Source organism: Aliiruegeria lutimaris (assembly GCF_900099935.1).
Taxonomy (GTDB): Bacteria; Pseudomonadota; Alphaproteobacteria; order Rhodobacterales; family Rhodobacteraceae; genus Tropicimonas; species Tropicimonas lutimaris.
In genome coordinates this window covers 1-24,023 of record NZ_FNEK01000001.1, presented here as the reverse complement: position 1 = coordinate 24,023, position 24,023 = coordinate 1, and the positions used below count along the sequence as shown (strand labels likewise).

The following is a 24,023-nucleotide window of genomic DNA, read 5'->3' as shown; positions in this document are numbered from 1 at the left end:
TCCGTGAAATGGCGGCGCGCCCGCAGCGGGGCGCGCCGGTTGGCTCAGTTGGCCGTGAAGGTCTGGCGGTAGCCGGCCTCGACCAGGTCGCCCATCAGGGAGCAGTCGATGCCGGCGGCGGCATCGATCTTGTTCTCCATCAGGCCCAGCTTGATCCACCAGTCATTGGTCAGCGCGATGGCATCCACCATGCCGCCATTGGGAAGGCCAAAGGGCGGCTCGCCCTCCAGCACGCCACAGGCGCGGGCGGATTCGTCGAAGTCGTACATGTAGATGCCGCCCTCGAAGCTCTTGCCATTGGTGCCTATCACGTAGCCGATATCCTCGGCCGGCCATTGCAGGAAATCGGCCAGGAGCTGGTTGGTCTCCTCGACATTCTCATGCCAGTAGCCGAGACCCTCCCAACGGGCCTTGAGCACGGAGAGCGCCACGTCGCGCTTTTCCTCGATGAACTTGGTGTTCATGTAGAGGCCGTCCATGAAGATACCGGTCTTGAGCACGTCCGGATCGGCGGTGTTGACCACGCTTTTCGAACCGGGCGCGGCCTCCAGAACCTTGGAGATCCACGGCTCGTACATGTAGGCGGCCGAGAGATCGCCAGACAGCATCGGCCCCACGGCCTCGTCGGCATTCAGGTTGACCCATTCGACCTCGTCCGGTGCGATCCCCTGCGAGTCCAGCCAGATGCCCATGAGCAGGTGCCCGATATAGGCCTGCGGGGCCGAGACCTTCTTGCCCTTCAGATCGGCAATCTCGACGCCGCCCTTCATGATAACGTGGTCCACGCCGTAGGACGGGTTCAGGAAGGCAACATTCACCACGTCTGTGCCGCGATCCACGATCAGCGGCGTGTAATCGGCGGTGCAGCCATAAACGTCGAGCTGTCCGGCGGCGAGGGCCGAGTGCCCGCCCAGCGGGTCTTCGAAGATGGTGATGTTCAGGTCATGCCCCTCGGTCAGGCCTTTCTGACGGGCAATTTCAAGCATGGCATATCCCGGCCAGGAGACGCAGACGCCCACATTGACCGAGTCCGCTTGTGCGGCAGGCGCGGCGAGTGCGGCGGCAGAAAGTGTCGAAAAGAGAAGAGTACGCGCAAGGTTTTTCATGGATTCACCCCTGTTGAACATGTTGTTGAGAAATCTTAGGCACGATAAAAAATTTAGTTCAATAAAAAATTTCATTCGACTAAGGTGAGGGGAGCGCCACCGAGCAGTGTGCACAAATTTTAATCAAGGAGTCCTGTCAGTGGCTGGTTTGAGAGAACGCCAGAAGCAAGACCGCCAGAAACGTATCGTGGAAGAGGCCCGCGCGCTGTTCATGGAGCAGGGGTACGAGGCCACGACCATCGAGGGGATCGCGGCTGCGGTCGGTCTGTCCGGTGTAACGGTTCACAACTACTATGGGACCAAGGCCGGCGTGCTGCTGGCCATTGTCGCCGAAAGCGACCGGAAGCTGCTGGAAAGAATGGGCGCCGCGCTGTCCGGGGACATTGACGACCTGTTGGAGCTTCTGCTGAATTTCGCCGCGATCGTCCGCCAGCACGCGGTCACGAATCTGAACAAGCAGATCTGGCGGCAGGTCGTGGCGGCGACGATCGTCGATTCGGAATCGCGCTTTGCAAAGACCTATCACGAACTGGATCACAAGCTTTCCATGGTGCTTGTCCGCGAAGTCGAGCGGTTACAGCGGGAAGGCCGGGTTTCGGCGGAAATTTCGGCATTCGCCCTGGGCAAGGGGCTTTTCCATCTGCAGAACACGCGCTTTATCCAGTTCGTGTCATCGGACGAGATGTCGGACGAAGACGCGGCCAAAAAGCTGCGAAGCGACGTGTCGGCATTGCTTCACGCGTTACCGAGCCGGGTTGCGGCAGAATAGGGCTGGAATCGCGGTGATGAGATAGATGGAGCGGGTGAAGGGAATCGAACCCTCGTCATCAGCTTGGGAAGCTGCTTCTCTACCATTGAGATACACCCGCACCGGATATTCGGCATACGAAGCGCCGCGGTTGGCGTCAAGCCTTTAAGACTCAGCCGCGACGCCGGCGACGCCTGCGCCCACCCTCCGTGCCGTCCCCGCCGCCGGTGTTGAAACTCAAATCGGGCAGCGGCACCAGCGCCGAGAGGTTCGGGAACGGGTCGCTCGCATGGGGCAGGGCGTTCGCGGCGACGAAATGTTCCTGGAAACGCGGCTCAATGGCGGTCTCGACCTTGGTGATCTGGCGCACGACGGTCTCGATTTCCTTGCGCGACGCGCGGTTCAGGAGCGCGATTCGGGCGCCGGTTCCGGCGGCATTGCCGGCGGAGGTGACCGCTTTCAGCGGCGCGTCGGGGATCATCCCCAGCACCATCGCGTGTTTGGGGCTGATATGTGCGCCAAACGCCCCGGCCAGCACGATGCGGTCGACCGTGTCCACCGCCATTTCGTCCATCAGCAGCCGTGCGCCGGCATAAAGCGCGGATTTCGCCAGCTGGATGGCGCGGATATCGCCTTGGGTGACGGTGATGCGCGGCCCGCCATCGGCGCTGCCATCATGCACCAGGTAGCTGTGGGTGCGCCCGTCGGGCTCGCAGCGGACTGTGCCGGTCTGCTCGGCAGACCCGATCAGGCCGGAGGCGTCGAGCAGCCCGGTCATGCGCATTTCGGCCACCGCCTCGATGATGCCGGAGCCGCAAATGCCGGTGATACCGGTCACAGCGGTGGCGGCCTCGAAGCCCGGATCGTCGGACCACAGATCGCAGCCGATGACGCGGAAGCGCGGGTCCTTTGTCTCGGGGTCGATCTCGATGCGTTCGATGGCGCCAGGGGCGGCGCGCTGGCCGGAGCTGATCTGTGCGCCCTCGAAGGCCGGGCCGGTGGGCGAAGAGCAGGCCAATACGCGGGAGCGGTTGCCGAGCAGGATCTCGGCATTGGTGCCGACATCGATAACAAGTGTCAGGTCGTCCTGCTCCCCGGGCGCTTCGGAAAGCGCCACGGCGGCGGCATCGGCGCCGACATGGCCGGCGATGCAGGGCAGGATATAGCTGCGCGCCTGCGGGTGGATCGCGTCGAGGCCAAGCTCGGAGGCGAAGAGCGACAGGGAATCGGAGGTGGCCAGCGCGAAGGGCGCCTGGCCCAGTTCCACCGGGTCGATCCCCAGCAGCAGGTGGTGCATTACCGGGTTGCAGACGAAAACCGTCTCCACGATCAGCTTCGGGTCGATCTCCGCCTCTTTCGCAATCTCTTCGGCAAGCTGGTTCAGCGCCTCGCGCACGGCCGCCGTCATCTCGGCATCGCCGCCCGGGTTCATCATCGCGTAGGACACCCGGCTCATCAGGTCTTCGCCGAAGCGGATCTGCGGGTTCATCAGGCCGGAGGAGGCGAGCACGCGCCCATTGGCGAGGTCGCACAGATGCGCCGCCATGGTGGTCGAGCCGAGGTCGATCGCCAGCCCGTAGAGCGGGCCTTCGAAATAGCCGGGCCACAGGTCGAGCAGTTGCGCCTTGCCCTCCGCCGGCTGGAAGATGGCACAGGTCACCTGCCAGTTACCCTTGCGCAGGACCGGCTGGAGCTTGGACAGAAGGGCCAGGGGAAGCTCGCCCAAATCCACTTGCCATGCCGCGTGCAGCGCCGCTTGCAGCCGTTGCAGGTCGCCCGAGGGGTCGTGCATGTCCGGCTCGGTCACGTCGACCAGAACCAGGCGCGTGGCCGGATCCATCTCGATCACCCGCTCGGTGGCGGCCTTCCGCACGACCTGGCGGTGGACCTGGCTCTCGGGTGGCACGTCGATCACGATATCGGACTGGATCGTTGCCTGGCAGCCGAGTCGCCGGCCCGGTTTCAACCCGCGCTTCTCGTCGTAGCGGGCCTCCACCGCGTTCCATTCCGACAGCGCATCCTTGGCGACGGTCACGCCATGCTTGGAAAACTCGCCGAAGGCCGGGGCGACCTGGCACTTGGAACAGATCCCGCGGCCGCCGCAGACGGAGTCGAGATCCACGCCCAACTGCCGCGCCGCGGTCAGGACAGGCGTGCCCACCGGGAAGCGTCCGCGCTTGCCGGAGGGGGTGAAGATGACGAGGGGGTCCTGTTCGCTCACGATCTGGTCCTGTTGTTCCCGGTTGCCCGGCTTGTGTTCCGGCGAGTGTACGTAGCGCGCGGCGCCGGGGTTTCCCGTTTGCGACACAAGGGAGAGGGTGGCGACGCGCTGTCGGGCCTTATCGGGCAAGAGCGGCGTGAATTCAACGCCCCGTCTCCGCCCGGTGCCGGGCAAGGGGCAAGTCTGTCGGGCGCGAATCCGGACGGGGATCGATGAAATCGGGGGCAAACATGCGGCCTCACGCAGTGTTGCGGAAGGGATGCGTTCGCGCTTGCGCGGGTTCGCCTTGTCTTTGCCGCTCGCGGCACATAGGTTCCGCGCAATTCTGACGGGCCGCACGGCCCTCTATCCGACTCGAGGGGAATCTCTATGTTTGCAACGCCCGCCTATGCTCAGGCCGCCGGTGGCGCCGGTGGAAGCGCGATCATGCAGTTCGTGCCGCTGATCCTGATCTTCGCCATCATGTACCTGCTTCTGATCCGTCCGCAGCAGAAGAAAGTGAAGCAGCACCAGAAAATGGTCTCCGAGCTGCGCCGGGGCGACCAGATCGTCACGCAGGGCGGCATCATCGCCAAGGTGTCCAAGGTCAAGGACGAGAACGAGCTGGAAGTCGAGATCGCCGATGGCACCAAGGTGCGGGTCGTTCGCTCCACCGTCGCCCAGGTCCTCTCCAAGACCGAGCCCGCATCCGAGGGCTGAGGCCCCCGCCTGGAATAGCTGAAGGCGATCCCTCACATGCTGCAGATTTCTACCTGGAAACGCGTGTTGATCTGGGCGTTTACCGCTCTGATCCTGTTCATGGCGGTTCCGAACCTGTTCTATCCGCGGGTCGAAAGCCATAACGACGCGCTCAAGCAGATCGAAGCCGCCGGGGCTACGCCCGAGCTGCAGGAGGCGGTTTCGGCCTGGCCCTCCTGGATGCCTTCCGGCCTGCTCAATCTCGGTCTCGACCTGCGCGGTGGCGCTTACTTGCTCGCCGATGTCCAGGTCGAGGATGTCTATGCCGAACGGATGAACGGCTACTGGCCCGAAGTCCGCGACGCGCTGCGCGAAAAGCGCGACACGGTCGGGGCCATCCGCCGGGTCGACGGACCGGCCGGTGAGCTGCATGTGAAGATCGCCAACCCCGAGGCGAGGGCCGAGGCCATCGAGACGGCAAAGGGCGTTTCGCGCCCGATTCTGAGCCTGACCGGGGTCGGCTCCAACGATATTGAGGTAACGGGGCAGGGCGACACGCTGATCGTGACGTTGTCGGAGGCCGAGAAGATCGCCACCGATGACCGCACGGTGAAGCAGTCGCTCGAAATCGTCCGCCGCCGCGTGGACGAGGCCGGCACCCGCGAACCTTCGATCCAGCGCCAGGGGGAGACCAGGATCATCATCCAGGTGCCGGGCATCGGCTCCGCGCAGGAGCTCAAGGACCTGATCGGCCAGACCGCGAAGCTGACCTTCCACCCGGTCGTCTCGCGCACCTCCGACCCGGAAGCCAATCCCGGCGCGCGCAACCTTCTTGTTCCTTCGATGGACGAGTCGGGCACCTATTACATCATCGAGGAGACCTTCGTGGTCTCCGGCGATGAGTTGACGGATGCGCAGCCGAGCTTCGACCAGAATGGCCGGCCGGCGGTGAGCTTCCGCTTCAACCCGACCGGCGCGCGCAAGTTCGGCGACTACACGCGGGACAATATCGGCTCGCCCTTTGCCATCGTGCTCGACAACGAGGTGATCTCGGCGCCGACCATCCAGGACCATATCCCGGGCGGCTCCGGCATCATCACCGGCAATTTCACCATCGAGGAATCGACCAACCTCGCCGTGCTGCTGCGCGCGGGTGCGCTTCCCGCCGAGATGACCTTCCTGCAGGAACGGACGATCGGCCCGGAGCTTGGCGCCGACAGCATCGAGGCCGGGCGCATTGCGACCATCGTCGCCTTCATCGCCGTGCTGGCCTTCATGTGGCTCTCCTATGGGCTCTTCGGAATCTTCGCCAATATCGCGCTGATCATCAACGTGGGCCTGATCTTCGGCCTGCTGTCGATCATCGGCGCCACCCTGACGCTGCCCGGCATCGCCGGTATCGTGCTCACCGTCGGCATGGCCGTGGACGCCAACGTGCTGGTCTTCGAACGGATCCGCGAGGAACTGAAAACGGCCCGCGGTCCGTCCCGCGCCATCGAGCTTGGCTACGAGAAAGCGCTCTCGGCGATCCTCGACGCCAATGTCACCACCTTCATCACCGCTGCGATCCTCTTTGCGCTCGGCTCCGGCCCGGTGCGCGGTTTCGCGATCACGCTCGGCCTCGGCATTCTCACATCGGTTTTCTGCGCGATCTATATCACGCGGATGCTGATCGTGATGTGGTTCGAACGCCGTCGTCCGAAAACAATCGAGGTCTGAGATGCGCCTGAAACTGGTTCCCGACGATTTCAACTGGGATTTCTTCAAGCGCTGGAAGCTGACCTTCGGGGCATCCGCGCTGGCCATGGTCGTCTCGGTGGTGCTTTTCTTCGCCGTCGGCCTGAATTTCGGTATCGACTTTCTGGGCGGCACGACGATCCGGACCGAGTCCACGCAAGAGGTCGATGTCGGCCTCTACCGCCAGGCCATCGCGCCGCTCGGCCTCGGAGACGTGTCGATCACCGAGGTCTTCGACGCCTCCTTCGATGCCGACCAGCATGTTGCCCAGGTCCGCATCCAGAGCCAGGAAGGTGCCGAGTCGATCACCGAGCAGACCATCGCCGCGCTCGAAGCCGCGCTCAAATCGGTCGATCCGGCGATCACCTTCCCGTCGGTCGAGAGCGTCGGTCCCAAAGTGTCCAACGAACTCGTCTGGACGGCCGTACAGGCGGTGGTGTTCTCCATCGCCGCGGTGCTTTTCTATATCTGGCTGCGCTTCGAGTGGCAGTTTTCTCTCGGTGCGGTGATTGCGCTGGTGCATGACGTGACGTTGACGATCGGTGTTTTCTGCCTGCTGCAGATCCGCTTCGATCTGACGATCATCGCGGCGCTTCTGACCATCGTCGGTTACTCGATCAACGACACCGTGATCGTGTTCGACCGGGTGCGCGAGAATCTGCGCCGCTACAAGAAGATGCAGCTCATGGAAGTGCTCAACATCTCGATCAACGAGACGATGAGCCGGACCGTGATGACCTCCGGCACGACGCTGCTCGCGCTGTTTGCGCTTTATGCGCTCGGCGGCGACGTGATCCGTGGCTTCGTCTTCGCGATGATCTGGGGCATCGTGGTCGGCACCTATTCGTCGATCTTCGTGGCCTCGCCGATCCTTCTCTGGCTCGGCGTGAAGCGTGACTGGTCCAAGCCCAGCCAGGGAGGCGGAACGCAATTCGCCGATGTAGATGCCTGAGGCACTGGCCGAGGCCCTGGCAACACCGGGCCTCGGCTGGCTCTGCGGCATCATCTTCATTGCAGGCTGCGTGCGGGGCTTCGCCGGTTTCGGCGCGGCCCTTGTTTTTGTGCCCCTGGCCGCGCTTTTTATCCCGCCGGTCTGGGTGATCGTGGTCATCATGACCGCCGATATCATTGGCGCCATGACGCTCGCGCCCCGGGCCCTGCGCGATGCCGGGCTGCGCGATGTCAGCGCGCTCACCCTAGGCTGCACGATCTGCCTTCCCTTCGGGATCATGGTGCTCGAACGGATGGACCCGGAAGCCTTCCGCTGGGTGGTGGCGCTGGTGGCGCTCGCCATGGTGGCGCTTCTGGCCAGCGGCTGGCGCCACCATGTCACCTTCAGCCGGACCGCGCTTGCCGGGATCGGCGGGGCGTCTGGCTTTCTTGGCGGCTTCACCGGTCAGCCGGGCCCGCCGGTGATCCTGGCCTATCTCGGCGGAGAATACGCCGCCGCCCGAATCCGCGCCAATACGCTGCTATTCCTCCTCGCTTTCGATATCCTGTTAGTCGCGGCGCTCCATTTTCGCGGCCTTCTCGAGATTCATGCAGTTGTTCTGGGTCTGATCCTGATGATCCCCAGCACCCTTGGTAACATGCTCGGTGCCCAGCTTTTTGACCCGGCCCGCGCGAGGATGTATCGCTTCTTGGCCCACGGGCTGATCGCGGCATCGGCATTGCTCGCCCTGCCCATTTTCGGATGAGGATCGTATGGATTTCAAGGAAGTCAGCTACCCGCAAGGCACGCCTTTCGATGGCTACGGCCCCGGTTTCTTTCGCCTCGGGGGCAAGGTGCATGAAGGTAGCCTTGTCGTCGCGCCATCGGGGGTTCATCCTTGGGCGGGCTTCGCAGACAGCGCGACGATCGCGAACCTGCGAGAGCAGATCGACTTTGTGCTGCTTGGAACCGGCGCGGACATGACACCGATCCCCGCTGACCTGCGCCGCGCGCTTGAAGGTGCCGGGATCGGGATTGAACTGATGTCGACCGGCTCGGCCTGCCGGACCTACAACGTGCTTCTAAGCGAAGGACGCCGGCTCGCCGCCGCGGTTTTGCCGTTGCCGGGGGATTGTTAAGACGGGTTGGTGTGACGTCTCGACCACCGGCGGCGAAAGGGGGCTTTGCCCCCCGCGCTCTTGCGAGCGCTCCCCCCAGGATATTTTTCGAAAGAGGAGATCTCTATATCCGATGATCATCCTCTTTCGACAAATATCCCCGCCGGAGGCACGATCCGCAGGATCGTTCCCACACAGGACCTGGACCACGCAAATGACGGCAGGGTCCTGGTTGCGGCCATTGCGCCAGTTTCAACGCTGCTCCGACCCGGTTCGGCATTCCCTGCTTTTACGCCACGCGAGCCTGCGTTAGACCGGCTTTCATGGAAATGAATGTGACTGATCTCGCCGTCACGCGCGGCGGCATGCGCGTGTTGGAAGCCGTGAGCTTCCGCGTCTCGGCGGGCAGGGCCGTTGTGCTGCGCGGACCGAACGGTATCGGAAAGACGACGCTCTTGCGCACGCTTGCCGGGCTACAGCTCGCTGATTCCGGCAGCGTGGAGCCCGGACCCGAGGCCATGGCCTATGCCTCCCACGCGGACGGGATCAAGGCGACGCTCAGTGTGCGCGAGAACCTCACTTTCTGGGCCAAGCTGCACGGGATGCTCGATATTTCGAACGCCCTGCGGGATTTCAACCTGGAAACCCTAGTCGAACGCCCCGCAGGCAGTCTCTCGGCCGGGCAGAAACGCCGCTTGGGTTTGGCGCGGATGGCCGTGACCGGCCGGCCGATCTGGCTGTTGGATGAGCCGACCGTTTCGCTTGACACCGATTCCGTCGCGCTTTTCGCAAGCGCGGTCGAGCGGCACCTGGCGCAGGGTGGCAGAGCGGTAATCGCCACCCATATCGATCTCGGACTTGACGGCGAGGTCCTGCAGCTCGGCCCCTTCAAGGCCGAGGCGCCCGAGGATCCGCATGAAGATTTCCACGAGGCCTTCCTGTGATGGCCCTTCTCAAACGTGACCTCGCGCTCTCGGTGCGCGCGGGCGGCGGCTTCGGCCTCGCGCTGGCCTTCTTCCTGATCGTCGTCACTCTCACCCCTTTCGCCGTGGGGCCGAACTCGGCGACGCTGGCAACCATCGCCGCCGGTATCCTCTGGCTCGGTGCACTGCTCTCCTGCCTGCTCTCGCTGGACCGGATCCTCGCACTCGATTTCGAGGACGGCTCGCTGGAGCTGCTCGCAACCGCCCCGATCCCGCTCGAAGGCGTGGCCACGCTCAAGGCCTTCGCCCATTGGTTGACCACGGGCCTGCCGTTGACGCTCGCCGCACCCTTGCTCGGGGTGTTGCTCCATCTGCCGGCGGAAGGATTCTTCTGGCTCACGCTCTCGCTCGCCATCGGCACGCCTGCGCTCTCGGTGATCGGAACTTTCGGTGCGGCGCTGACGGTTGGGCTCAAGCGGGGTGGGCTGCTGCTCTCGCTGATCGTGCTGCCGCTCTATGTACCCACGCTGATCTTCGGGGCCGAAGTCGCACGCCGCGGCACGCAGGGCATGCCCGCCGATACGCCACTGGCGCTGCTGGCAGGCATCACGCTTGCAACGGTCGCGCTCCTCCCCTTTGCCTCGGCTGCGGCAATCCGCATCAACCTGCGCTGAAAATGTGCAGCACGGCGCTGTTGAGCCGTCCATAAGGAATGAATAGGCTCCGCGTCATGTCTGAACGTCTGCCCAAACCCACATCGCTCTGGGAATATGCGAATCCCCGCCGTTTCATGGCGCTTTCCGGCTTCCTGCTGCCATTCGTGGCGGTCGGAACCGCCGTCGCGCTGCTGATTGGCCTGACCTGGGGATTCTTTTTCACCCCAGACGATTATCGACAGGGATCGACGGTCAAGATCATCTATATCCATGTGCCCTCGGCGATGGTTGCCATCAATGCCTGGATGATGATGCTCGTGGCCTCGCTGATCTGGCTGATCCGGCGCCACCACGTCTCGGCACTCGCCGCCAAGGCCGCCGCGCCTGTCGGGGCCACGATGACGCTTATCGCGCTTGCGACCGGTGCCATCTGGGGGCAGCCGATGTGGGGCACCTGGTGGGCCTGGGATCCGCGGCTGACCTCGTTCCTCGTGCTGTTCCTGTTCTACCTCGGATACATGGCGCTCTGGGCCGCGATCGACAATGACGACACGGCCGCCGAGCTTACCTCCGTCCTGTGCATTGTCGGTTCCGTTTTTGCCGTGCTCTCCCGCTATGCGCTGGCCTTCTGGAACCAGGGCCTGCACCAGGGCGCATCGGTGCTTCGGGCTGGGGCCGTGACGGGGGACACGGAGGAACGGGTCAGCAACATCTTTGCCGTGCCGCTCTTCATTAGCATGGCCGGCTTCGTGGGCTTTTTCATTCTGCTGCTCCTCGTGCGGACCCGGACCGAAGTGCGCGCCCGCCGGATGAAAGCGCTTCAGGCGCGGGAGCGGATGTCATGATGCCGGAGCTTGGAAAATACGCCGCCGAAGTGCTTTCGGCCTATGCGGTCACAATCGCGTTGATGGTCGCTTTGCTGCTGATCTCGCTGCGCCACTCTGCGAGAACGAGACGGGCGCTGCGCGATGTCGAAGCGGCGCGGAAGAACAGGTCGGGCAAGGGAAGTGCCACGGATGGCTGAGAAGAAACGCGTCTCTTTCATGATGATCCTGCCGCCGGTGATCTTTCTCGGCGTGGCGGCGTTGTTCTTCTTCGGAATGCAGCGGGATAACCCCGATCTGCTACCGACGGCTCTGAAAGGGCAGCCCGCCCCCCCGTTGCAACTCGAACCCTTCGCCGGCAAGCAGATGCTGACGGACGAAGCGCTGCGCGAGAGCGGTGTGAAGCTGGTGAATTTCTGGGCAAGCTGGTGCGCACCCTGCCGGGTCGAGCATCCCAACCTGATGGCGCTGGCCGCCGAAGGGATCGAGATCCACGGTGTGAATTACAAGGATACCGATGCCAAGGGCACGGCCTTCCTGGCCGGTCTTGGCGACCCCTACACGCTTGCCGGTTCCGACAAGAGCGGCCGCACGGGGCTCGACTGGGGCGTCTACGGCGTGCCGGAGACCTTCGTCATCGACGCCAGCGGCAAGATCATCACCCGCTTCGCTGGCCCGATTACCAGCTCGGTGATGGAAAAGACCATTCGCCCGGCCATTGCCGAGGCCGCGGCTTCGGAGTGATCGCTTCCCCAGTGGTCGCAGAAGGGGAAACATGTCCCGTTTCGTAATCGCTCCCCCGCCCGTTGTGGGCCTTCCGGTGCGCGGCGCCGAGGGCGTCTTTCCGGTTCGCCGGGTCTATTGCATCGGGCGCAACTATGCGGACCATGCCGTCGAGATGGGGCATGACCCGGATCGCGAGCCGCCCTTCTTCTTTCAGAAGAACGCCGAAAATCTCGACGCCTCCGGGCAGTTTCCCTTTCCCGCGCAGAGTGCGGACGTGCATCACGAGGTAGAGATGCTGGTCGCCTTGAAGTCGGGCGGGTGCGACATCCCGGTCGCCCAGGCGCTTGACCATGTTTACGGCTATGCTGTTGCGCTCGACATGACGCGGCGCGATCTGCAAGGGCAGATGAAAAAGATGGGGCGTCCCTGGGAGATTGGAAAAGCGTTTGAGCATTCGGCCCCGGTCGGTCCGCTGGTGCCGGCGAGCGAGATTGGCCACCCATCCGCGGGGGAGGTGTCGCTCAAGGTGAACGGAGCGCTGCGCCAGCAGGGCGACCTCGCACAGATGATCTGGAAAGTGCCAGAGATGATCTCCTACCTGTCGGAGTTTTTCGAGCTTTCCGCAGGCGATGTCATTCTGACCGGCACGCCCTCGGGCGTTGGCCCCGTCGAGCGTGGGGATTTGCTGGAGGCGTCGGTCGAGGGCCTTGGAGAAATGAAAGTTCAGGTCGTCTGAAACGAAACCGGAGCCTCGCGGCTCCGGAATTTCTCTATCATTCAGTCGACTGGCCGCGTCATTCGGAGCCACGCGTCAGGGCGGCGACGCCGGTGCGGGCAATCTCGACAAGCCCGAGTGGGCGCATCAGGTCAGTGAATGCGTCGATCTTCTCCGGGGAGCCGGCAATCGAGAAGATGAAGCTCTCCAACGTCGAATCGACCGCATTGGCGCGGAAGATATCCGCCAGCCGCAACGCTTCGACACGCTTGTCACCGGTACCTGCGACCTTGAGCAGGGCGAGCTCGCGCTCCACCGAAGGGCCTTCGATGGTCAGATCATGCACGGCATGCACCGGCACCATGCGGCCAAGCTGGGCCTTGATCTGCTCGATCACTTCCGGCGTGCCGGTGGTGACTACGGTGATCCGAGAGCGGTGGCCGGTATGGTCCACCTCGGCCACGGTGAGGCTTTCGATATTGTAGCCACGGCCCGAGAACAGCCCGATTACCCGTGCCAATACGCCGGCCTCGTTATCCACTACCACGGCCAGGGTGTGCGTTTCGATAACCTCCTGGTTGGGGTTGCGCAGATCATAGGCGGAGTGCTTCGACGAGCCTTTCTCGATCTTCAATGCGGACATGGACTTTCCTCGGTTCTAGCGCAGATTTCGCGGATGCGTCGCCTTGCATACAACGGTGAAAGCGAGGGGGAAAGGATATTTCCGCCGCAGGTAACAGGGCGTTCCGAAGATTTCGGCTGCTGGTGATAGCAGGCCAATTTCGGAGATTGGGGGCGCTGCCCCAAACCCCCGGGATATTTCCGGTCAGAAGAAAAACGGGTGAGCCTGACGGTTTCTTCTGACGAGAAATATCCCTGCCGGAGGCACGATCCGCAGGATCGTTTATCGAGCGCGAAGCGCGTGCTTCTGGACTCCTGGCTCCCTCGTGAAACGGCAACAATTTCCGCTTTTTGAACGAAAGACCCCGCACGCGATTGCGCACGGGGTCATTTTCGATTGTCGGGCAGTCATACCGCCCGCAGGCGAAGGATCAGGCCTTGCCCTTGTAGATGTCGATCAGGTCGGCAAAGAGCTTGAGGGCGTCTTCGCGCGAACGCTGGAAGGCGTTCCGGCCGAGGATCGAGCCGTTGCCTCCACCGTCACGGATGGCGCGGGCGTCGTCGTAGACGGCGTTGGCGCCCTTCGCGGCGCCGCCGGAGAAGATCACGATGCGCTTTCCGGCAAAGCAGGCGTCGACGCAATGCTTGACGCGGGCGGCCTGGGTCGAGATGTCGACGCCAGTGTCTTCGATCACCTTGCGGGCCTCGTCCTGCATGATGTGGTCGGAGGGCAGCTTGATCTTGATGATGTGGGCGCCGAGCAGCGCGGCCATGTGGGCGGCGTAGCTGTCAACGTCGATCGCGGTTTCACCTTCCTTGGTGATGCCTTCGCCGCGCGGGTAGGACCAGATCACGGTCGGCAGGCCCTTGGAAGCGGCTTCCTTGCGCAGCTCGACGATCTCCTCGAACATGTCGAACATGGCGTCGGAGCCGGGGTAGATCGTGAAGCCGATCGCGGAGGCGCCGATGCGCAGGGCGTCGTCCACGGAAGCAGTGACGGCCTGATCCTTGGCGGCGGTGCCGGACATCAGGGAGTTGGCGGAGTTCATCTTGCAGATCGTCGGGATCTGGCCAGCAAAGGTGTCCGAGCCGGCTTCGAGCGAGGCGAGCGGCGCAGCATAGGCGTTCAGGCCGGCGTCGATGGCCAGCTGGTAGTGGTAATGCGGGTCGTAGCCGGCCGGGTTCGGGCCGAAGGAACGGAGGGCGCCGTGCTCGAAGCCCTGGTCTACGGGCAAGACGATCATCTTGCCGGTTCCGCCGAGCTTACCGGTCATCAGCATGCGGCAGAGATTGGCCTTCACGCCGGGAGTCTCGCCTTCATAATTGGCGAGGATCTTTTGAACGGCACGTGTGGCTTTCATGGATTCGATCCCTATGTTTGTGGATGTCCCGAGCGACCTAGGGAAGCGGAGGGATTATCGCAAGCGAGATTGCACGAAGTGGACGCCAAGTCGCAGTGTGAGCGCTGCAAAACAGCGTTTTAGTGCTATGAAACCGGGTTTTGGGCGGATTTGGGATTACCGCTATGCCTTGCGCGCATGGCCTTCCCGGCGCATATCAATCCGGTTCCAAGCCATGTTTCTTGATATGGAAGTCGGGCTCTACATGGATGGTCGTGCGGACCTGCTCGATCTGTTCGTCGATTGCGGCCTCGATGCGATCGCAGATGTCATGCGCCGCCCCGACGCTCATCTCTCGCGGCACGACGAGGTGAAACTCGACGAACACGGCCTGGCCGGCGCGGCGGGTGCGCAGATCGTGAATTTGCAGCGCGCCGGCCGAGGAGGCGCGCACGGCGTTTTCGATCACTTCGCGATCCTGGGAATGCGCGGCCGAATCCATCAGGTCGTCGGCAGAGGACTTGATCACCTTCCATCCCTCTCGCAGGATCAGGAAGGCCACGAGTACGGCCATGAGTGGATCGAGCCAGCCCCAACCTGTAAGCGCGGCGAAACCAAGGCCACCCAGCACACCGACCGATGTCCAGACATCGCTCATCAGGTGGCGCCCGCTTGCATCGAGCGCAGGAGAACGACGGCGCGTACCGGCACCGATCAACACTCGCGACCAGAGCAGGTTAGCCATGGCCGCTGCCGCGTTGACCGACAGGCCAACGACGCTTAGATCCAGCGACTCGGGCTCCCATAGAGCGGCGATGGCCTGCTGCAGGATCAGGATCGCGGCGACGACAATCAGCGTGCCCTCGGCGATTGCCGAGAAATTTTCGGCCTTGTGGTGGCCGAACGGGTGGTTGGCGTCGGGCGGCCGGGCCGCAAACCGGATCGCCATCCAGGCAATGATTGCGCCGGCAACGTTGACGACCGTCTCCATCGCATCCGAATAGAGCGCCACCGAGCCTGTCATTTTCCAGGCCGTGATCTTGAGCGCGAGCACCGTGAGGGCAACGAGCAGCGAGCCCAGCGCGAGGCGGTCGGGAGTATTCTGCAACAACATCTCTCCACCTACCCGTGATTGTCTTTGCAACCGTTGAAGGGGGGCGCTGCCCCCCGCGCTCTTGCGAGCGCACCCCCCGGGATATTTTGAGTCAGAAGAAGTTGAGAACGCGTTACAGGCTTCTCCTGGAGGAAAATACTTCCGCCGGCGGCACAATCTGAAGGATCGTTCCCGCACACGACGCGTGTTCCTCCGTATGTCGGTTTTGTCCGCATTCCGACCTGACCCGATCTGCATCCACGATCCAAAAGAAAAGGCCGGGCGCGCGGCCCGGCCTTTCGACAAGGTTTCTAGACCTCTCAGCCGAGGGCTGCAACACCCGGCAGTTCCTTGCCTTCCATCCATTCGAGGAAGGCTCCGCCAGCGGTGGAGATATAGGTGAAGTTCTCGGCCGCGCCGGACTTGTTGAGCGCGGAGACGGTATCGCCGCCACCGGCAACCGTCTTGAGCTTGCCTTCGGCCGTGAGCGCGGCGGCGGCCAGCGCGGCGTCGAAGGTGCCCTTATGGAAGGGTTCGATCTCGAAGGCGCCGAGCGGGCCGTTCCAGATCAGCGTCTTGCACTCTGCGAACACGCCCTTGAGCGACTCGACGGTGGCGGGGCCGGCGTCGAGGATCATCTTGTCGGCGGGGCATTCGTCGACCGGTAGCGTCTCGTTGGCGGCGCCGGCGGCGAATTCACCGGCCACGACGATATCGACGGGCAGGTGGATGGTGCAGCCGGTGTTCTCGGATTTCTCGAGGATCGCGCGAGCCGTGTCGGCCATGTCGCGCTCGGCCAGCGAGGTGCCGATCTCGACGCCCTTGGCAACGAGGAAGGTGTTCGCCATGCCGCCACCGATCACGAGGTGATCGACCTTTTCGATCAGGTTGGACAGCAGGTCCAGCTTGGTCGAGACCTTGGCGCCGCCGACAACGGCGACGACCGGGCGCTCGGGATTGCCGAGGGCCGCTTCGAGGGCCGACAGCTCGGCGCCCATCAGGCGGCCGGCGGCGGCGGGCAGGGCACGGGCCATGGCTTCGGTGGTGGAGTGGGCGCGGTGGGCGCAGGAGAAGGCGTCGTTGACATAGATGTCACCGAGCTTGGCGAGCGAGGCGGCCAGTTCGGGATCGTTCTTCTCCTCGCCGGGGAAGAAGCGCACGTTTTCCAGCAGCAGGATTTCGCCATCCTTCAGGTCGGCGGCGGCGGCCTCGAAATCGTCGGCGGCGAATTTCACCTCCTGGCCGAAGGCGGCTTCGAGCGCCGGGACGATCTGGCCCAGGCTCATTTCGGGGACAACCTTGCCCTTGGGGCGACCGAAATGGGCCATCAGGACCGGCTTGCCGCCAGCGGCCAGCACATCCTTGACGGTGGGCACGATGCGTTCGATGCGGGTGGTGTCGGTGACGACGCCGTCCTTTACGGGGACGTTGATGTCGACGCGGATCAGCACGGTCTTGCCGGCCATGTCCATGTCGTCGAGGGTTTTCCAGCTCATGAGAAGGCTCCTTCGATGAAATTGGAGGACCCATACCGCAAGCGCTAACGGCGAGCTATGGGCTTTCGGTTTCCGCTAACGCGGTTTAGGGTCGCGCCGAGAGCGCGGGAGGAATACCCGCTATGCGACCGAAGGAAGGAATCGAACATGGCCGAGATCAAGGATCCGGAAAACACGATCATTATCGAATTGAAGGACGGCAATGTCCTGATCGAGCTGCTGCCCGATGTGGCGCCCAAGCATTCCGAGCGGATGAAGGAGCTTGCCCGCTCCGGCGCCTATGATGGCGTCGTGTTCCACCGTGTGATCGAGGGCTTCATGGCCCAGACCGGCGACGTGCAGTTCGGCAAGTCCACCGGCGATATCCGCATGGCTGGCCGTGGCGGATCGGACCTGTCGGACCTGCCGGCCGAATTCTCCAAGCTGCCCCATGCGCGCGGCACGCTCGGCGCGGCCCGTTCGCAGAATCCGAACTCGGCCAACAGCCAGTTCTTCATCAACTTCAACGACAACGATTTCCTCAACGGCCAATACACCGTCTATGGCCGCGTGATCGACGGCATGGAATTCGTTGACGCCATCACCCGCGGCGAGCCACCCGCGAATCCCGACAAGATGATTTCCGTGAAGGTGGCCATCGATGTTGCGTGATCGACTCCTTGCCGGTGGGTTGTTCGGGTTGGGCCTGGCGGTCGTTGGCGGCTTTGCCGTGATGCAGACCGTTTCGAGCTCTCCGGCGCTGGCCGCCGAGGATGGCCCCGGCCCGAATCTCGTGATCGAGGTGGCGGGCGAGGCCAACGGTACCATCGTGATCGACCTGCTGCCGGAGGCCGCGCCGAAACATGCCGAGCGCCTTGTCGCGCTGGCCGAGGGCGGTGAATATGACAATGTCGTCTTTCACCGTGTGATTGCCGGCTTCATGGCCCAGACAGGTGACGTGCAGTTCGGCAAGGCCGGCGGCGACACACGCAATGCGGGCATGGGCGGATCTGCCCTGCCGGACTTGCCGGCGGAATTCTCGGATGTTTCCTTTGAGCGTGGTGTCGTCGGCATGGCCCGGTCGCAGGATCCGAATTCGGCCAACAGCCAGTTCTTCATCATGTTCGCGCCCGCGCCGCACCTCAATGGCCAATACACCGTGGTCGGCCAGGTGATCGAAGGCATGGATGTCGTGGATTCGATCAAGCGCGGCCAACGCGCCTCCAATGGGTCGGTCTCCGATCCGGATCGAATCGTGAAGGTCACCGTCGAGCGCTGAGTTCACAACTGCCTGAAAAGACGGCAGCAAACCGCTTTCAACGCCCCGGCGCGGCTGCCGGGGCGTTTTTTGTTTTTCCCCGCGCGCGGGCTTGCTAGCAATCGCGCATGACCCAGATCTCCCGCATCACGATCGACACACCGATCCGTTTCTTCGACCCGCTGCCCGAGGCGGTGGATACCGTCATCATCGGAGGCGGTGTCATCGGCACCTTCGCCGCGCTCTACCTCGCCGAGGCCGGGCAGAAGGTTTTGCTCTGCGAAAAGGGCAGGGTGGCGGGCGAGCAATCCTCGCGCAACTGGGGCTGGATCCGCCAGCAGGACCGCGACGTAGATGAACTGCCGGTGATGATGCAGGCGCTCGGTCTCTGGCACGAGGCCAATGACCGCACGGGCGGTGCCTGTGGTGTTCGGACGGTCGGAGTGAATTACCTGACCACCTCGCCGAGGGAGATGGAGTATTTCGAGGCATGGGTCGAGATCGCCCGTGCCCACGGTCTGCATTCCGAAATGATGACGCAGGGGCAGATCGCCGACAGTTTCAATGGCCATTCCGACGGGCGCTGGCTCGGCGGCGTGCGCACGCCCAGCGATGCCAGTGGCGAGCCGTGGACGGCGGTGCCGGCGGTGGCGGGGCTGGCGCGGGAATCCGGTGCGCTGATTCGCGAGAATTGCGCCGTGCGCCGGCTGGAACGTAGCGCGGGGCGCGTCAGCGCGGTTCTGACCGAAGCGGCGCGTGTTGCCTGCGAACAGGTGATTCTCGCCGGTGGCGCCTGGTCTTCGCTTTTCCTGCGCGCGCATGGGCTCGACATTCCACAGCTATCAGTTCGCGCCACCGTGGCCCAGACCGCGCCCCTGCCATGCTTCACCGAGGCAAACATGGTGGACGAGGATCTTGCCCTGCGCTTGCGGGCCGATGGCGGCTACAACCTCGCCCTTGGAGATCGCCACGGCTTCTATCTTGGCCCCGATGCCTTCCGCCATCTTCGTCTCTACATGCCGCAGATCCGGCGCACCTTCGCGCATACCGATACGCGTTACAAATCCCCCGCCGGTTTCCCCGACAGCTGGCGCACGCCACGCAACTGGAGCGCGGAGGAAAAATCTCCCTTCGAGCGCCGGCGGGTGTTGGAGCCTGCACCGGATGACAGCTATGTCGCGCTGATGCTGGACCGTTTCGCGGAGCGTTTTCCGGAGATCAGTACGCCGCTTCCGCTCTCCGTATGGGCGGGGATGATCGACGCCATGCCCGACGCGGTTCCCATTGTCGACCGCGCGCCCGGGCTGGAGGGGCTGATCGTGGCCACCGGCATGAGCGGGCATGGTTTCGGCATCGGTCCGGGATATGGGCGCGTGCTGTCGCGGATGGTGCTGGGCGAGGCTCCGGAGCACGACCTCTCCCGCTTCCGCTTCACGCGTTTCACCGATGGCACACCGCTGCGCGTTGGCACCTCGCTGTGAATATGGGCAACGCTCGCATCCGCTGAACCCTTCGTGAGCCGGTCTATGCAGGCCGCGCCGCCTCTGGCAGGCTTTCTTTCCAGAGGAGGAAGTCATGCGCCTTGCCCCAATTCTGACCGCCGCGCTGCTGTCGATCGTAGCGCAGGCCGCCACCGCCATTCCGGATTTCTGGAAACAGGAATGGCCGAGGACGGATTTTTCGCGGACCAGCGTGGAAAACTGGGTGGAAATCATGTCGGGCGGCCCGCCAAGGGACGGCATCCCGGCGCTCTTCGAACCGCCCTTCGTCGAGGTGCCGGAAAAGACCGGCCTCGGGCCGCGTGAGCCGGTGATCACGGTAGAGATGGAAGGGGCCGCACCGCGTGCCTACCCGATCCGCTATCTGACCTGGCACGAGATCATAAATGACAGCGTGGCCGGCATCCCCATCGCGGTCACATTCTGTCCGCTCTGCAATTCCGGCATCACTTTCGACCGGCGGCTCGGTGGCGAGACCCTGACTTTCGGCGTCTCCGGAAAGCTGCGCAACTCGGACATGATCATGTATGACCACCAGAGCGAGAGCTGGTGGCAGCAGGCGATCGGCACCGGGATCGTCGGTCGTCACACGGGGGCCGAGCTCACTCAATTGCCTAGTTGGATGGAGAGTTGGGAGCAGTTCCGCAGCCGCAATCCCGACGGGCTCGTGATGGCCGAACCGGAGTTCAACCGTGCCTATGGCCGCAATCCCTATTCCGGCTATGACAGCTCCGCCCGGCCTTTCCTGTATAATGGTGACATGCCGCCCCATGGAATCCCCGCACTCGCCCGCGTGGTCAAGGTCGGCAACCGCGCCTGGCCCCTGGAGCGCCTGGAACAGGCGGGTGAACTCCGCGAAGCGGGCCTCGTTATCCGCTGGCAGCCCGGACAAGCCTCAGCACTCGACAGCGGCTCCATCGCCCGGGGCCGCGAGGTGGGCTCGATCCGCGTCTTTGATGCGCAGGGAATGGACGTCCCCCATGACGTTCTCTTTGCCTTCGCTTTCCACGCCTTCCACCCGGAAGGGACATGGATGCTGGACTAGAAAAGCGAAAACGGTTGTCAGGGGATGATGCGGCGGTACTTGGTGCCACCCAGCGTCGCGCCTGCAATCAGCCCCGCCTGGGCGAAGACCATCGCCACGACAGGCTCCAGCGTTGTCAGCGTTTCGGCCGAGATATTGCCGCCCTGGTCCACCAGCGCATATTCCGCATCCGCGCCGACCGACCAACCGTGCGAGGTGCGGAAATTCGCCAACGCCTCCGGCGTCATGAAGAACAACGCATGTGCATATTGCTGCGCGCCGAGCTGGAGACCGACATTGGCCTGAAGAGCCTCGTAATAATCGACGGTGGAGTTCGCGATCCGCAGCGCGCCGGTGCCATAGCTTCCTCCAACACCGAACCCCGCCTTGGTGATCAGCGGCATCCACAGCACGCCGGTAGCCTTTGCTTCAAGCTGGGCGGTGCCGGGATAAGTGGAGAAGAGGAAATTCCGCGTTACGTCAATGCGTTGATCGATCCGGCTTCCGCCTTGCGAGTTCACGCCATTCGCACAGCCCGCAAGGACTGCTGTTCCGGCCGTTGCCACCGCGAGAAAGCCGCGACGAGAGATAGTTTTGCTGTTTTCCATGAGACTGCCCCTGGAACTGCCTGTTTTGCCCTTGCCCGGCGCTCAACGGCCGGTTGCAGGTTGTATACGCCCATGATGGAAGGGTGTCACGTCATCCATTTCATTTCTCTAAGGACCGGCAAGGCTTTGCCACCGGACCGGCCTCCATTTCCGGCCGCGCGCTGTGCGCGCGGGGACGATCCTGCGGATCTTGCCTCCGGCAGGGGTATTTGGGGAAAGATGAAGACGAATGTCGCGTTTCATCTTCTTTCCGCAAATATCCTGAGGGGAGCGCTCGCGAGAGCGCGGGGGGCAAAGCCCCCTTTTTTTGTTGTGCAAAGGTATGTTTCTGAACAAGAGGCGTCTCTCAGACGCGAGGGTGGTGGATATCTCGGGAAAACACGCCGCCTCGCGCCTTGAGATCCTGCCGGCCCTTATCCTTCCTTCAGAAGGCGCGCCACCCACGGCGAAAAATAGGTCAGGATCCCGTCGCATCCGGCGCGTTTGAAGGCCACGAGGCTTTCGAACATTGCTTTTTCGCCATCGATCCAGCCATTGCCCGCCGCTGCCATGATCATCGCGTATTCGCCCGAGACCTGGTAGGCGAAGGTCGGTGTGCCGAACATGGTTTTCACCCGCGCGCAGATATCGAGATAAGGCATCCCGGGCTTGACCATCACCATGTCCGCCCCCTCGGACAGGTCGCGTGCGATCATGCGCATCGCCTCGTCACTGTTGGCCGGATCCATCTGGTATGTATTCTTGTCGCCCTTGAGCGCGCCGCTGGCGCCGACCGCGTCGCGGAACGGTCCGTAGAAGGCCGAGGCGTATTTCGCCGCATAGGACATGATCGTCACGTTGCGGTGTCCGGCGTCTTCCAACGCCGCGCGCATGGCGCCGATGCGTCCGTCCATCATGTCGGAGGGGCCTATGATATCGGCGCCGGCCTCGGCCTGGGCCAGGGTCATCTTGACCAGCGCCTCGATGGTCTCGTCATTGAGGATCTCGCCATCCTGTACGAAACCGTCATGGCCGTTGATGTTATACGGGTCGAGTGCGACATCGGTCATCACCGCGATGCCCGGCACCTGTTGCTTGATCGCCCGGATCGCCCGGTTGGACAGGTTGTCCGGGTTCCAGGCTTCCTCGCAGCCCTCGGTCTTCAACGACGGGTCGGTATAGGGAAAGATGCAGATCGCCGGAATGCCGAGCTCCGCCGCCTCTGCCGCTGCCTCCACCGTCAGGTCCACAGAGCGGCGCATCACGCCGGGCATGGAGGTGACCTCCTCGAGCTGGCCTTCGCCGTCGCGCACGAAGATCGGCCAGATGAGGTCTTCCCGGCTCAGCCCGTTCTCGCGCACAAGCGCGCGCAGCGGCTCGGATGCGCGCAGGCGGCGCGGGCGGGCGGCGGGAAACGGGGCGATGGTGGGACGCATGATCTGGCCTTCGAATGTGGTTTTTAGGTCGCACTTCCCGTCAGGTTGCACGGATCGGGCGCTATCTCAAGGGCGACAAACCGCGCGCGGCCCGAGCGGCTTGCGCCCTCGGAAAAGGAGAGCTAAGCGAATGGCGCTGTCGGTCGTTGACCGCACGGGGCGGAACGGGAGCAATTCTGGTGCAGGACTGGTATCTGACAGTGTTCGAGCTGATCGACATGCGGTCGTTCTCGAACCTTTGGTACTGGATCGCGCTGGCCGTCTTGTGGTCGACGTCGAGTCATTGGGTGATCGGAGTTCCCTTCGACATGGTTACCCGCGCCCGGCGCCATGGCGGCGAGGCGGAAGCGGATCTCTATGATATCGTCCGCGTGAACGTGAACCGGATCCTGTATATCTCCCAGACGGCCGGCGTCTGGATCATTGCCTTCGGCAGCTTCGGCCTCACGGTGCTGGCCATGCTCGGCTTCTATTACAGAATCGAATTTGCCCAGGCCATCTTCCTGCTGGCCATGCCAATGGGAATCGTGTCCTGGCTCAGCGTGCGCACCGCGCGCAAGATCCACGACGCCGACGGGGCGGATCTCTACCGCAAGCTGCACCTGCACCGTTTCGTTGTTCAGGTGATCGGCATGATCTCGATCTTCGTTACCGCCTTCTGGGGCATGTGGCAGAACATGGCGCATGGCGCCTTCTAGCCATGAAAATAAGGGCGTTCAGGATCTTGGTCGTGGTTCAAAAGTGCCGTGGTTCAACGGTGGTTCAAATCCCAGTCCAGGCCTCGGGGAAAGCCAGCGCGGGTTCATGCCCGTCCACCATCGCCGCCTGGAGATTCGGGTCCATCCGGCCCAGGGCCAATACGCGATGATAGACATGAGCAGGCGTCGCGGCGCCGAGGAGCTTCCAGACGGTCAGGCAATCCGCGTCCGACAGGATCACGGCATGGCGCATTTCAGTTTTGGGCTGTGTTCTGGTAGACATTGATCCGGCACTTTCCGTTAATCGTGACAACCCCACCGGCATTGTCGACCAGCCTCAGCTGCCGCGCTTCAAGGCCTACACCAACTACGACAACTATGTCGGCGTCGAAACCTGGACAAAGATCGGCATCAACAACACCGACTACAACGACCAGGGAATGTTTGATGCCGTGAACAACCGCTTCGTGGCACCCGTTGACGGCACGTATCTCTTCGGCGCGACGCTCATGTACAAGGTCAATGCCAGTACGGCGGCGCGGATGATCGGGCGGTTGGTGCTGAACGGCACAATCGAGGTTCGCGGCTCATATGGCGAGATTTCTGGCG

The 24,023-nt window shown here is 63.2% G+C and carries 26 protein-coding genes, 1 tRNA gene and 1 pseudogene; 18 read left to right on the top strand and 10 right to left on the bottom strand.

Annotation, left to right across the window (positions count from 1 at the left end; all coding sequences use genetic code 11):
- Nucleotides 1-44 precede the first annotated feature (44 nt).
- A complete protein-coding gene (locus BLR85_RS00140) occupies nt 45-1,106 on the bottom strand; it encodes an ABC transporter substrate-binding protein (RefSeq protein WP_170844400.1) in 1,062 nt (353 codons plus the stop codon).
- A 139-nt stretch (nt 1,107-1,245) separates the two neighbouring features.
- Between BLR85_RS00140 and BLR85_RS00135 the strand changes: the two genes are divergently transcribed.
- A complete protein-coding gene (locus tag BLR85_RS00135; RefSeq protein ID WP_139188273.1) occupies nt 1,246-1,875 on the top strand; it encodes a TetR/AcrR family transcriptional regulator in 630 nt (209 codons plus the stop codon).
- A gap of 26 nt (nt 1,876-1,901) precedes the next feature.
- Here BLR85_RS00135 and BLR85_RS00130 read toward each other — a convergent pair.
- Nucleotides 1,902-1,975 (bottom strand) — tRNA-Gly (locus BLR85_RS00130).
- Between the two features lie 51 nt (nt 1,976-2,026).
- A complete protein-coding gene (locus BLR85_RS00125; protein ID WP_093147829.1) occupies nt 2,027-4,075 on the bottom strand; it encodes an ASKHA domain-containing protein in 2,049 nt (682 codons plus the stop codon).
- 369 nt (nt 4,076-4,444) lie between these two features.
- On the opposite strand from BLR85_RS00125, the gene yajC reads away from it, so the two are divergent.
- From yajC to BLR85_RS00070, 11 genes are all read left to right on the top strand, one after another.
- Nucleotides 4,445-4,774 carry a preprotein translocase subunit YajC gene (gene yajC, locus BLR85_RS00120; protein ID WP_093147077.1) on the top strand — a complete coding sequence of 110 codons (330 nt, stop codon included), beginning with the start codon at nt 4,445-4,447 and terminating at the stop codon, nt 4,772-4,774.
- A 36-nt stretch (nt 4,775-4,810) separates the two neighbouring features.
- Complete coding sequence (secD, locus tag BLR85_RS00115) at nt 4,811-6,472, top strand: protein translocase subunit SecD (RefSeq protein ID WP_093147074.1); 1,662 nt, start codon at nt 4,811-4,813, stop codon at nt 6,470-6,472.
- A 1-nt stretch (nt 6,473) separates the two neighbouring features.
- A complete protein-coding gene (gene secF / locus BLR85_RS00110) occupies nt 6,474-7,442 on the top strand; it encodes a protein translocase subunit SecF (protein WP_093147072.1) in 969 nt (322 codons plus the stop codon).
- Complete coding sequence (locus BLR85_RS00105; RefSeq protein ID WP_093147068.1) at nt 7,435-8,187, top strand: sulfite exporter TauE/SafE family protein; 753 nt, start codon at nt 7,435-7,437, stop codon at nt 8,185-8,187. Before secF ends, BLR85_RS00105 begins: the two co-directional genes overlap by 8 nt.
- A gap of 7 nt (nt 8,188-8,194) precedes the next feature.
- Nucleotides 8,195-8,560: an Mth938-like domain-containing protein gene (locus tag BLR85_RS00100; RefSeq protein WP_093147065.1), complete on the top strand. Its 366-nt coding sequence runs from the start codon at nt 8,195-8,197 to the stop codon at nt 8,558-8,560.
- 302 nt (nt 8,561-8,862) lie between these two features.
- Nucleotides 8,863-9,483, top strand: coding sequence for a heme ABC exporter ATP-binding protein CcmA (gene ccmA, locus BLR85_RS00095; RefSeq protein ID WP_093147062.1), 621 nt, complete (start codon nt 8,863-8,865; stop codon nt 9,481-9,483).
- Entirely contained in the window at nt 9,480-10,136 is a 657-nt protein-coding gene (gene ccmB, locus BLR85_RS00090) for a heme exporter protein CcmB (protein ID WP_093147060.1), read from the top strand. The genes ccmA and ccmB overlap by 4 nt, the downstream gene beginning before the upstream one ends.
- A 56-nt stretch (nt 10,137-10,192) precedes the next feature.
- Entirely contained in the window at nt 10,193-10,963 is a 771-nt protein-coding gene (locus tag BLR85_RS00085; RefSeq protein WP_093147058.1) for a heme ABC transporter permease, read from the top strand.
- The gene (ccmD, locus tag BLR85_RS00080; RefSeq protein ID WP_093147056.1) at nt 10,960-11,142 is read left to right on the top strand and encodes a heme exporter protein CcmD; all 183 of its coding nucleotides are present in this window, start codon (nt 10,960-10,962) and stop codon (nt 11,140-11,142) included. Before BLR85_RS00085 ends, ccmD begins: the two co-directional genes overlap by 4 nt.
- Nucleotides 11,135-11,686, top strand: a complete 552-nt coding sequence (locus tag BLR85_RS00075; RefSeq protein WP_244520561.1) for a DsbE family thiol:disulfide interchange protein — start codon at nt 11,135-11,137, stop codon at nt 11,684-11,686. Before ccmD ends, BLR85_RS00075 begins: the two co-directional genes overlap by 8 nt.
- Nucleotides 11,687-11,717: 31 nt before the next feature.
- The gene (locus BLR85_RS00070) at nt 11,718-12,404 is read left to right on the top strand and encodes a fumarylacetoacetate hydrolase family protein (RefSeq protein ID WP_093147053.1); all 687 of its coding nucleotides are present in this window, start codon (nt 11,718-11,720) and stop codon (nt 12,402-12,404) included.
- Between the two features lie 58 nt (nt 12,405-12,462).
- Here BLR85_RS00070 and ilvN read toward each other — a convergent pair whose 3' ends face one another.
- The 4 genes from ilvN to BLR85_RS00050 all read right to left on the bottom strand — a co-directional run bounded on the left by ilvN (nt 12,463) and on the right by BLR85_RS00050 (nt 16,933).
- Nucleotides 12,463-13,026, bottom strand: a complete 564-nt coding sequence (gene ilvN / locus BLR85_RS00065) for an acetolactate synthase small subunit (protein WP_093147050.1) — start codon at nt 13,024-13,026, stop codon at nt 12,463-12,465.
- A gap of 409 nt (nt 13,027-13,435) precedes the next feature.
- A complete protein-coding gene (locus BLR85_RS00060; protein WP_093147048.1) occupies nt 13,436-14,365 on the bottom strand; it encodes a class I fructose-bisphosphate aldolase in 930 nt (309 codons plus the stop codon).
- A 196-nt stretch (nt 14,366-14,561) separates the two neighbouring features.
- Complete coding sequence (locus tag BLR85_RS00055; protein ID WP_093147045.1) at nt 14,562-15,458, bottom strand: cation diffusion facilitator family transporter; 897 nt, start codon at nt 15,456-15,458, stop codon at nt 14,562-14,564.
- Nucleotides 15,459-15,757: 299 nt separating this feature from the next.
- A complete protein-coding gene (locus tag BLR85_RS00050) occupies nt 15,758-16,933 on the bottom strand; it encodes a phosphoglycerate kinase (protein WP_093147043.1) in 1,176 nt (391 codons plus the stop codon).
- Between the two features lie 147 nt (nt 16,934-17,080).
- Between BLR85_RS00050 and BLR85_RS00045 the strand changes: the two genes are divergently transcribed.
- The 4 genes from BLR85_RS00045 to BLR85_RS00030 all read left to right on the top strand — a co-directional run bounded on the left by BLR85_RS00045 (nt 17,081) and on the right by BLR85_RS00030 (nt 20,714).
- Nucleotides 17,081-17,584 carry a peptidylprolyl isomerase gene (locus tag BLR85_RS00045; RefSeq protein WP_093147041.1) on the top strand — a complete coding sequence of 168 codons (504 nt, stop codon included), beginning with the start codon at nt 17,081-17,083 and terminating at the stop codon, nt 17,582-17,584.
- Nucleotides 17,574-18,191 (top strand): peptidylprolyl isomerase, encoded by a 618-nt coding sequence (locus BLR85_RS00040; protein WP_093147038.1) that lies wholly within the window; start codon nt 17,574-17,576, stop codon nt 18,189-18,191. The genes BLR85_RS00045 and BLR85_RS00040 overlap by 11 nt, the downstream gene beginning before the upstream one ends.
- Nucleotides 18,192-18,298: 107 nt before the next feature.
- A complete protein-coding gene (locus BLR85_RS00035) occupies nt 18,299-19,651 on the top strand; it encodes an NAD(P)/FAD-dependent oxidoreductase (RefSeq protein WP_093147035.1) in 1,353 nt (450 codons plus the stop codon).
- A 94-nt stretch (nt 19,652-19,745) separates the two neighbouring features.
- Complete coding sequence (locus BLR85_RS00030; protein ID WP_093147033.1) at nt 19,746-20,714, top strand: DUF3179 domain-containing protein; 969 nt, start codon at nt 19,746-19,748, stop codon at nt 20,712-20,714.
- Between the two features lie 17 nt (nt 20,715-20,731).
- On the opposite strand, the gene BLR85_RS00025 is transcribed toward BLR85_RS00030, so the two are convergent.
- Both BLR85_RS00025 and hemB read right to left on the bottom strand, forming a co-directional pair.
- A complete protein-coding gene (locus tag BLR85_RS00025; protein ID WP_093147031.1) occupies nt 20,732-21,301 on the bottom strand; it encodes a lipid-binding SYLF domain-containing protein in 570 nt (189 codons plus the stop codon).
- Nucleotides 21,302-21,714: 413 nt separating this feature from the next.
- A complete protein-coding gene (hemB, locus tag BLR85_RS00020) occupies nt 21,715-22,716 on the bottom strand; it encodes a porphobilinogen synthase (RefSeq protein ID WP_093147029.1) in 1,002 nt (333 codons plus the stop codon).
- Nucleotides 22,717-22,934: 218 nt separating this feature from the next.
- On the opposite strand from hemB, the gene BLR85_RS00015 reads away from it, so the two are divergent.
- Complete coding sequence (locus tag BLR85_RS00015) at nt 22,935-23,414, top strand: component of SufBCD complex (protein ID WP_093147820.1); 480 nt, start codon at nt 22,935-22,937, stop codon at nt 23,412-23,414.
- A 64-nt stretch (nt 23,415-23,478) separates the two neighbouring features.
- Here BLR85_RS00015 and BLR85_RS00010 read toward each other — a convergent pair whose 3' ends face one another.
- Entirely contained in the window at nt 23,479-23,697 is a 219-nt protein-coding gene (locus BLR85_RS00010) for a hypothetical protein (protein ID WP_139188272.1), read from the bottom strand.
- On the opposite strand from BLR85_RS00010, the pseudogene BLR85_RS00005 reads away from it, so the two are divergent.
- Nucleotides 23,675-24,023 (top strand): annotated as a pseudogene (locus BLR85_RS00005) (hypothetical protein); the annotation flags it as partial. The gene BLR85_RS00010 and the pseudogene BLR85_RS00005 sit on opposite strands and share 23 nt — an antisense overlap.

Bases quoted from the DNA above. Each gene is read 5' to 3' on its own strand.
- hemB (WP_093147029.1), bottom strand. From the start codon at position 22,716: ATGCGTCCCACCATCGCCCCGTTTCCCGCCGCCCGCCCGCGCCGCCTG.
- BLR85_RS00030 (WP_093147033.1), top strand. From the start codon at position 19,746: ATGCGCCTTGCCCCAATTCTGACCGCCGCGCTGCTGTCGATCGTAGCG.
- BLR85_RS00035 (WP_093147035.1), top strand. From the start codon at position 18,299: ATGACCCAGATCTCCCGCATCACGATCGACACACCGATCCGTTTCTTC.
- BLR85_RS00010 (WP_139188272.1), bottom strand. From the start codon at position 23,697: ATGTCTACCAGAACACAGCCCAAAACTGAAATGCGCCATGCCGTGATC.
- BLR85_RS00025 (WP_093147031.1), bottom strand. From the start codon at position 21,301: ATGGAAAACAGCAAAACTATCTCTCGTCGCGGCTTTCTCGCGGTGGCA.
- yajC (WP_093147077.1), top strand. From the start codon at position 4,445: ATGTTTGCAACGCCCGCCTATGCTCAGGCCGCCGGTGGCGCCGGTGGA.
- BLR85_RS00015 (WP_093147820.1), top strand. From the start codon at position 22,935: ATGCGGTCGTTCTCGAACCTTTGGTACTGGATCGCGCTGGCCGTCTTG.
- secD (WP_093147074.1), top strand. From the start codon at position 4,811: ATGCTGCAGATTTCTACCTGGAAACGCGTGTTGATCTGGGCGTTTACC.
- ccmD (WP_093147056.1), top strand. From the start codon at position 10,960: ATGATGCCGGAGCTTGGAAAATACGCCGCCGAAGTGCTTTCGGCCTAT.
- BLR85_RS00050 (WP_093147043.1), bottom strand. From the start codon at position 16,933: ATGAGCTGGAAAACCCTCGACGACATGGACATGGCCGGCAAGACCGTG.
- secF (WP_093147072.1), top strand. From the start codon at position 6,474: ATGCGCCTGAAACTGGTTCCCGACGATTTCAACTGGGATTTCTTCAAG.
- ilvN (WP_093147050.1), bottom strand. From the start codon at position 13,026: ATGTCCGCATTGAAGATCGAGAAAGGCTCGTCGAAGCACTCCGCCTAT.
- BLR85_RS00070 (WP_093147053.1), top strand. From the start codon at position 11,718: ATGTCCCGTTTCGTAATCGCTCCCCCGCCCGTTGTGGGCCTTCCGGTG.
- BLR85_RS00055 (WP_093147045.1), bottom strand. From the start codon at position 15,458: ATGTTGTTGCAGAATACTCCCGACCGCCTCGCGCTGGGCTCGCTGCTC.
- BLR85_RS00105 (WP_093147068.1), top strand. From the start codon at position 7,435: ATGCCTGAGGCACTGGCCGAGGCCCTGGCAACACCGGGCCTCGGCTGG.
- BLR85_RS00075 (WP_244520561.1), top strand. From the start codon at position 11,135: ATGGCTGAGAAGAAACGCGTCTCTTTCATGATGATCCTGCCGCCGGTG.
- BLR85_RS00040 (WP_093147038.1), top strand. From the start codon at position 17,574: ATGTTGCGTGATCGACTCCTTGCCGGTGGGTTGTTCGGGTTGGGCCTG.
- BLR85_RS00100 (WP_093147065.1), top strand. From the start codon at position 8,195: ATGGATTTCAAGGAAGTCAGCTACCCGCAAGGCACGCCTTTCGATGGC.
- ccmA (WP_093147062.1), top strand. From the start codon at position 8,863: ATGGAAATGAATGTGACTGATCTCGCCGTCACGCGCGGCGGCATGCGC.
- BLR85_RS00140 (WP_170844400.1), bottom strand. From the start codon at position 1,106: ATGAAAAACCTTGCGCGTACTCTTCTCTTTTCGACACTTTCTGCCGCC.
- BLR85_RS00045 (WP_093147041.1), top strand. From the start codon at position 17,081: ATGGCCGAGATCAAGGATCCGGAAAACACGATCATTATCGAATTGAAG.
- BLR85_RS00060 (WP_093147048.1), bottom strand. From the start codon at position 14,365: ATGAAAGCCACACGTGCCGTTCAAAAGATCCTCGCCAATTATGAAGGC.
- BLR85_RS00085 (WP_093147058.1), top strand. From the start codon at position 10,193: ATGTCTGAACGTCTGCCCAAACCCACATCGCTCTGGGAATATGCGAAT.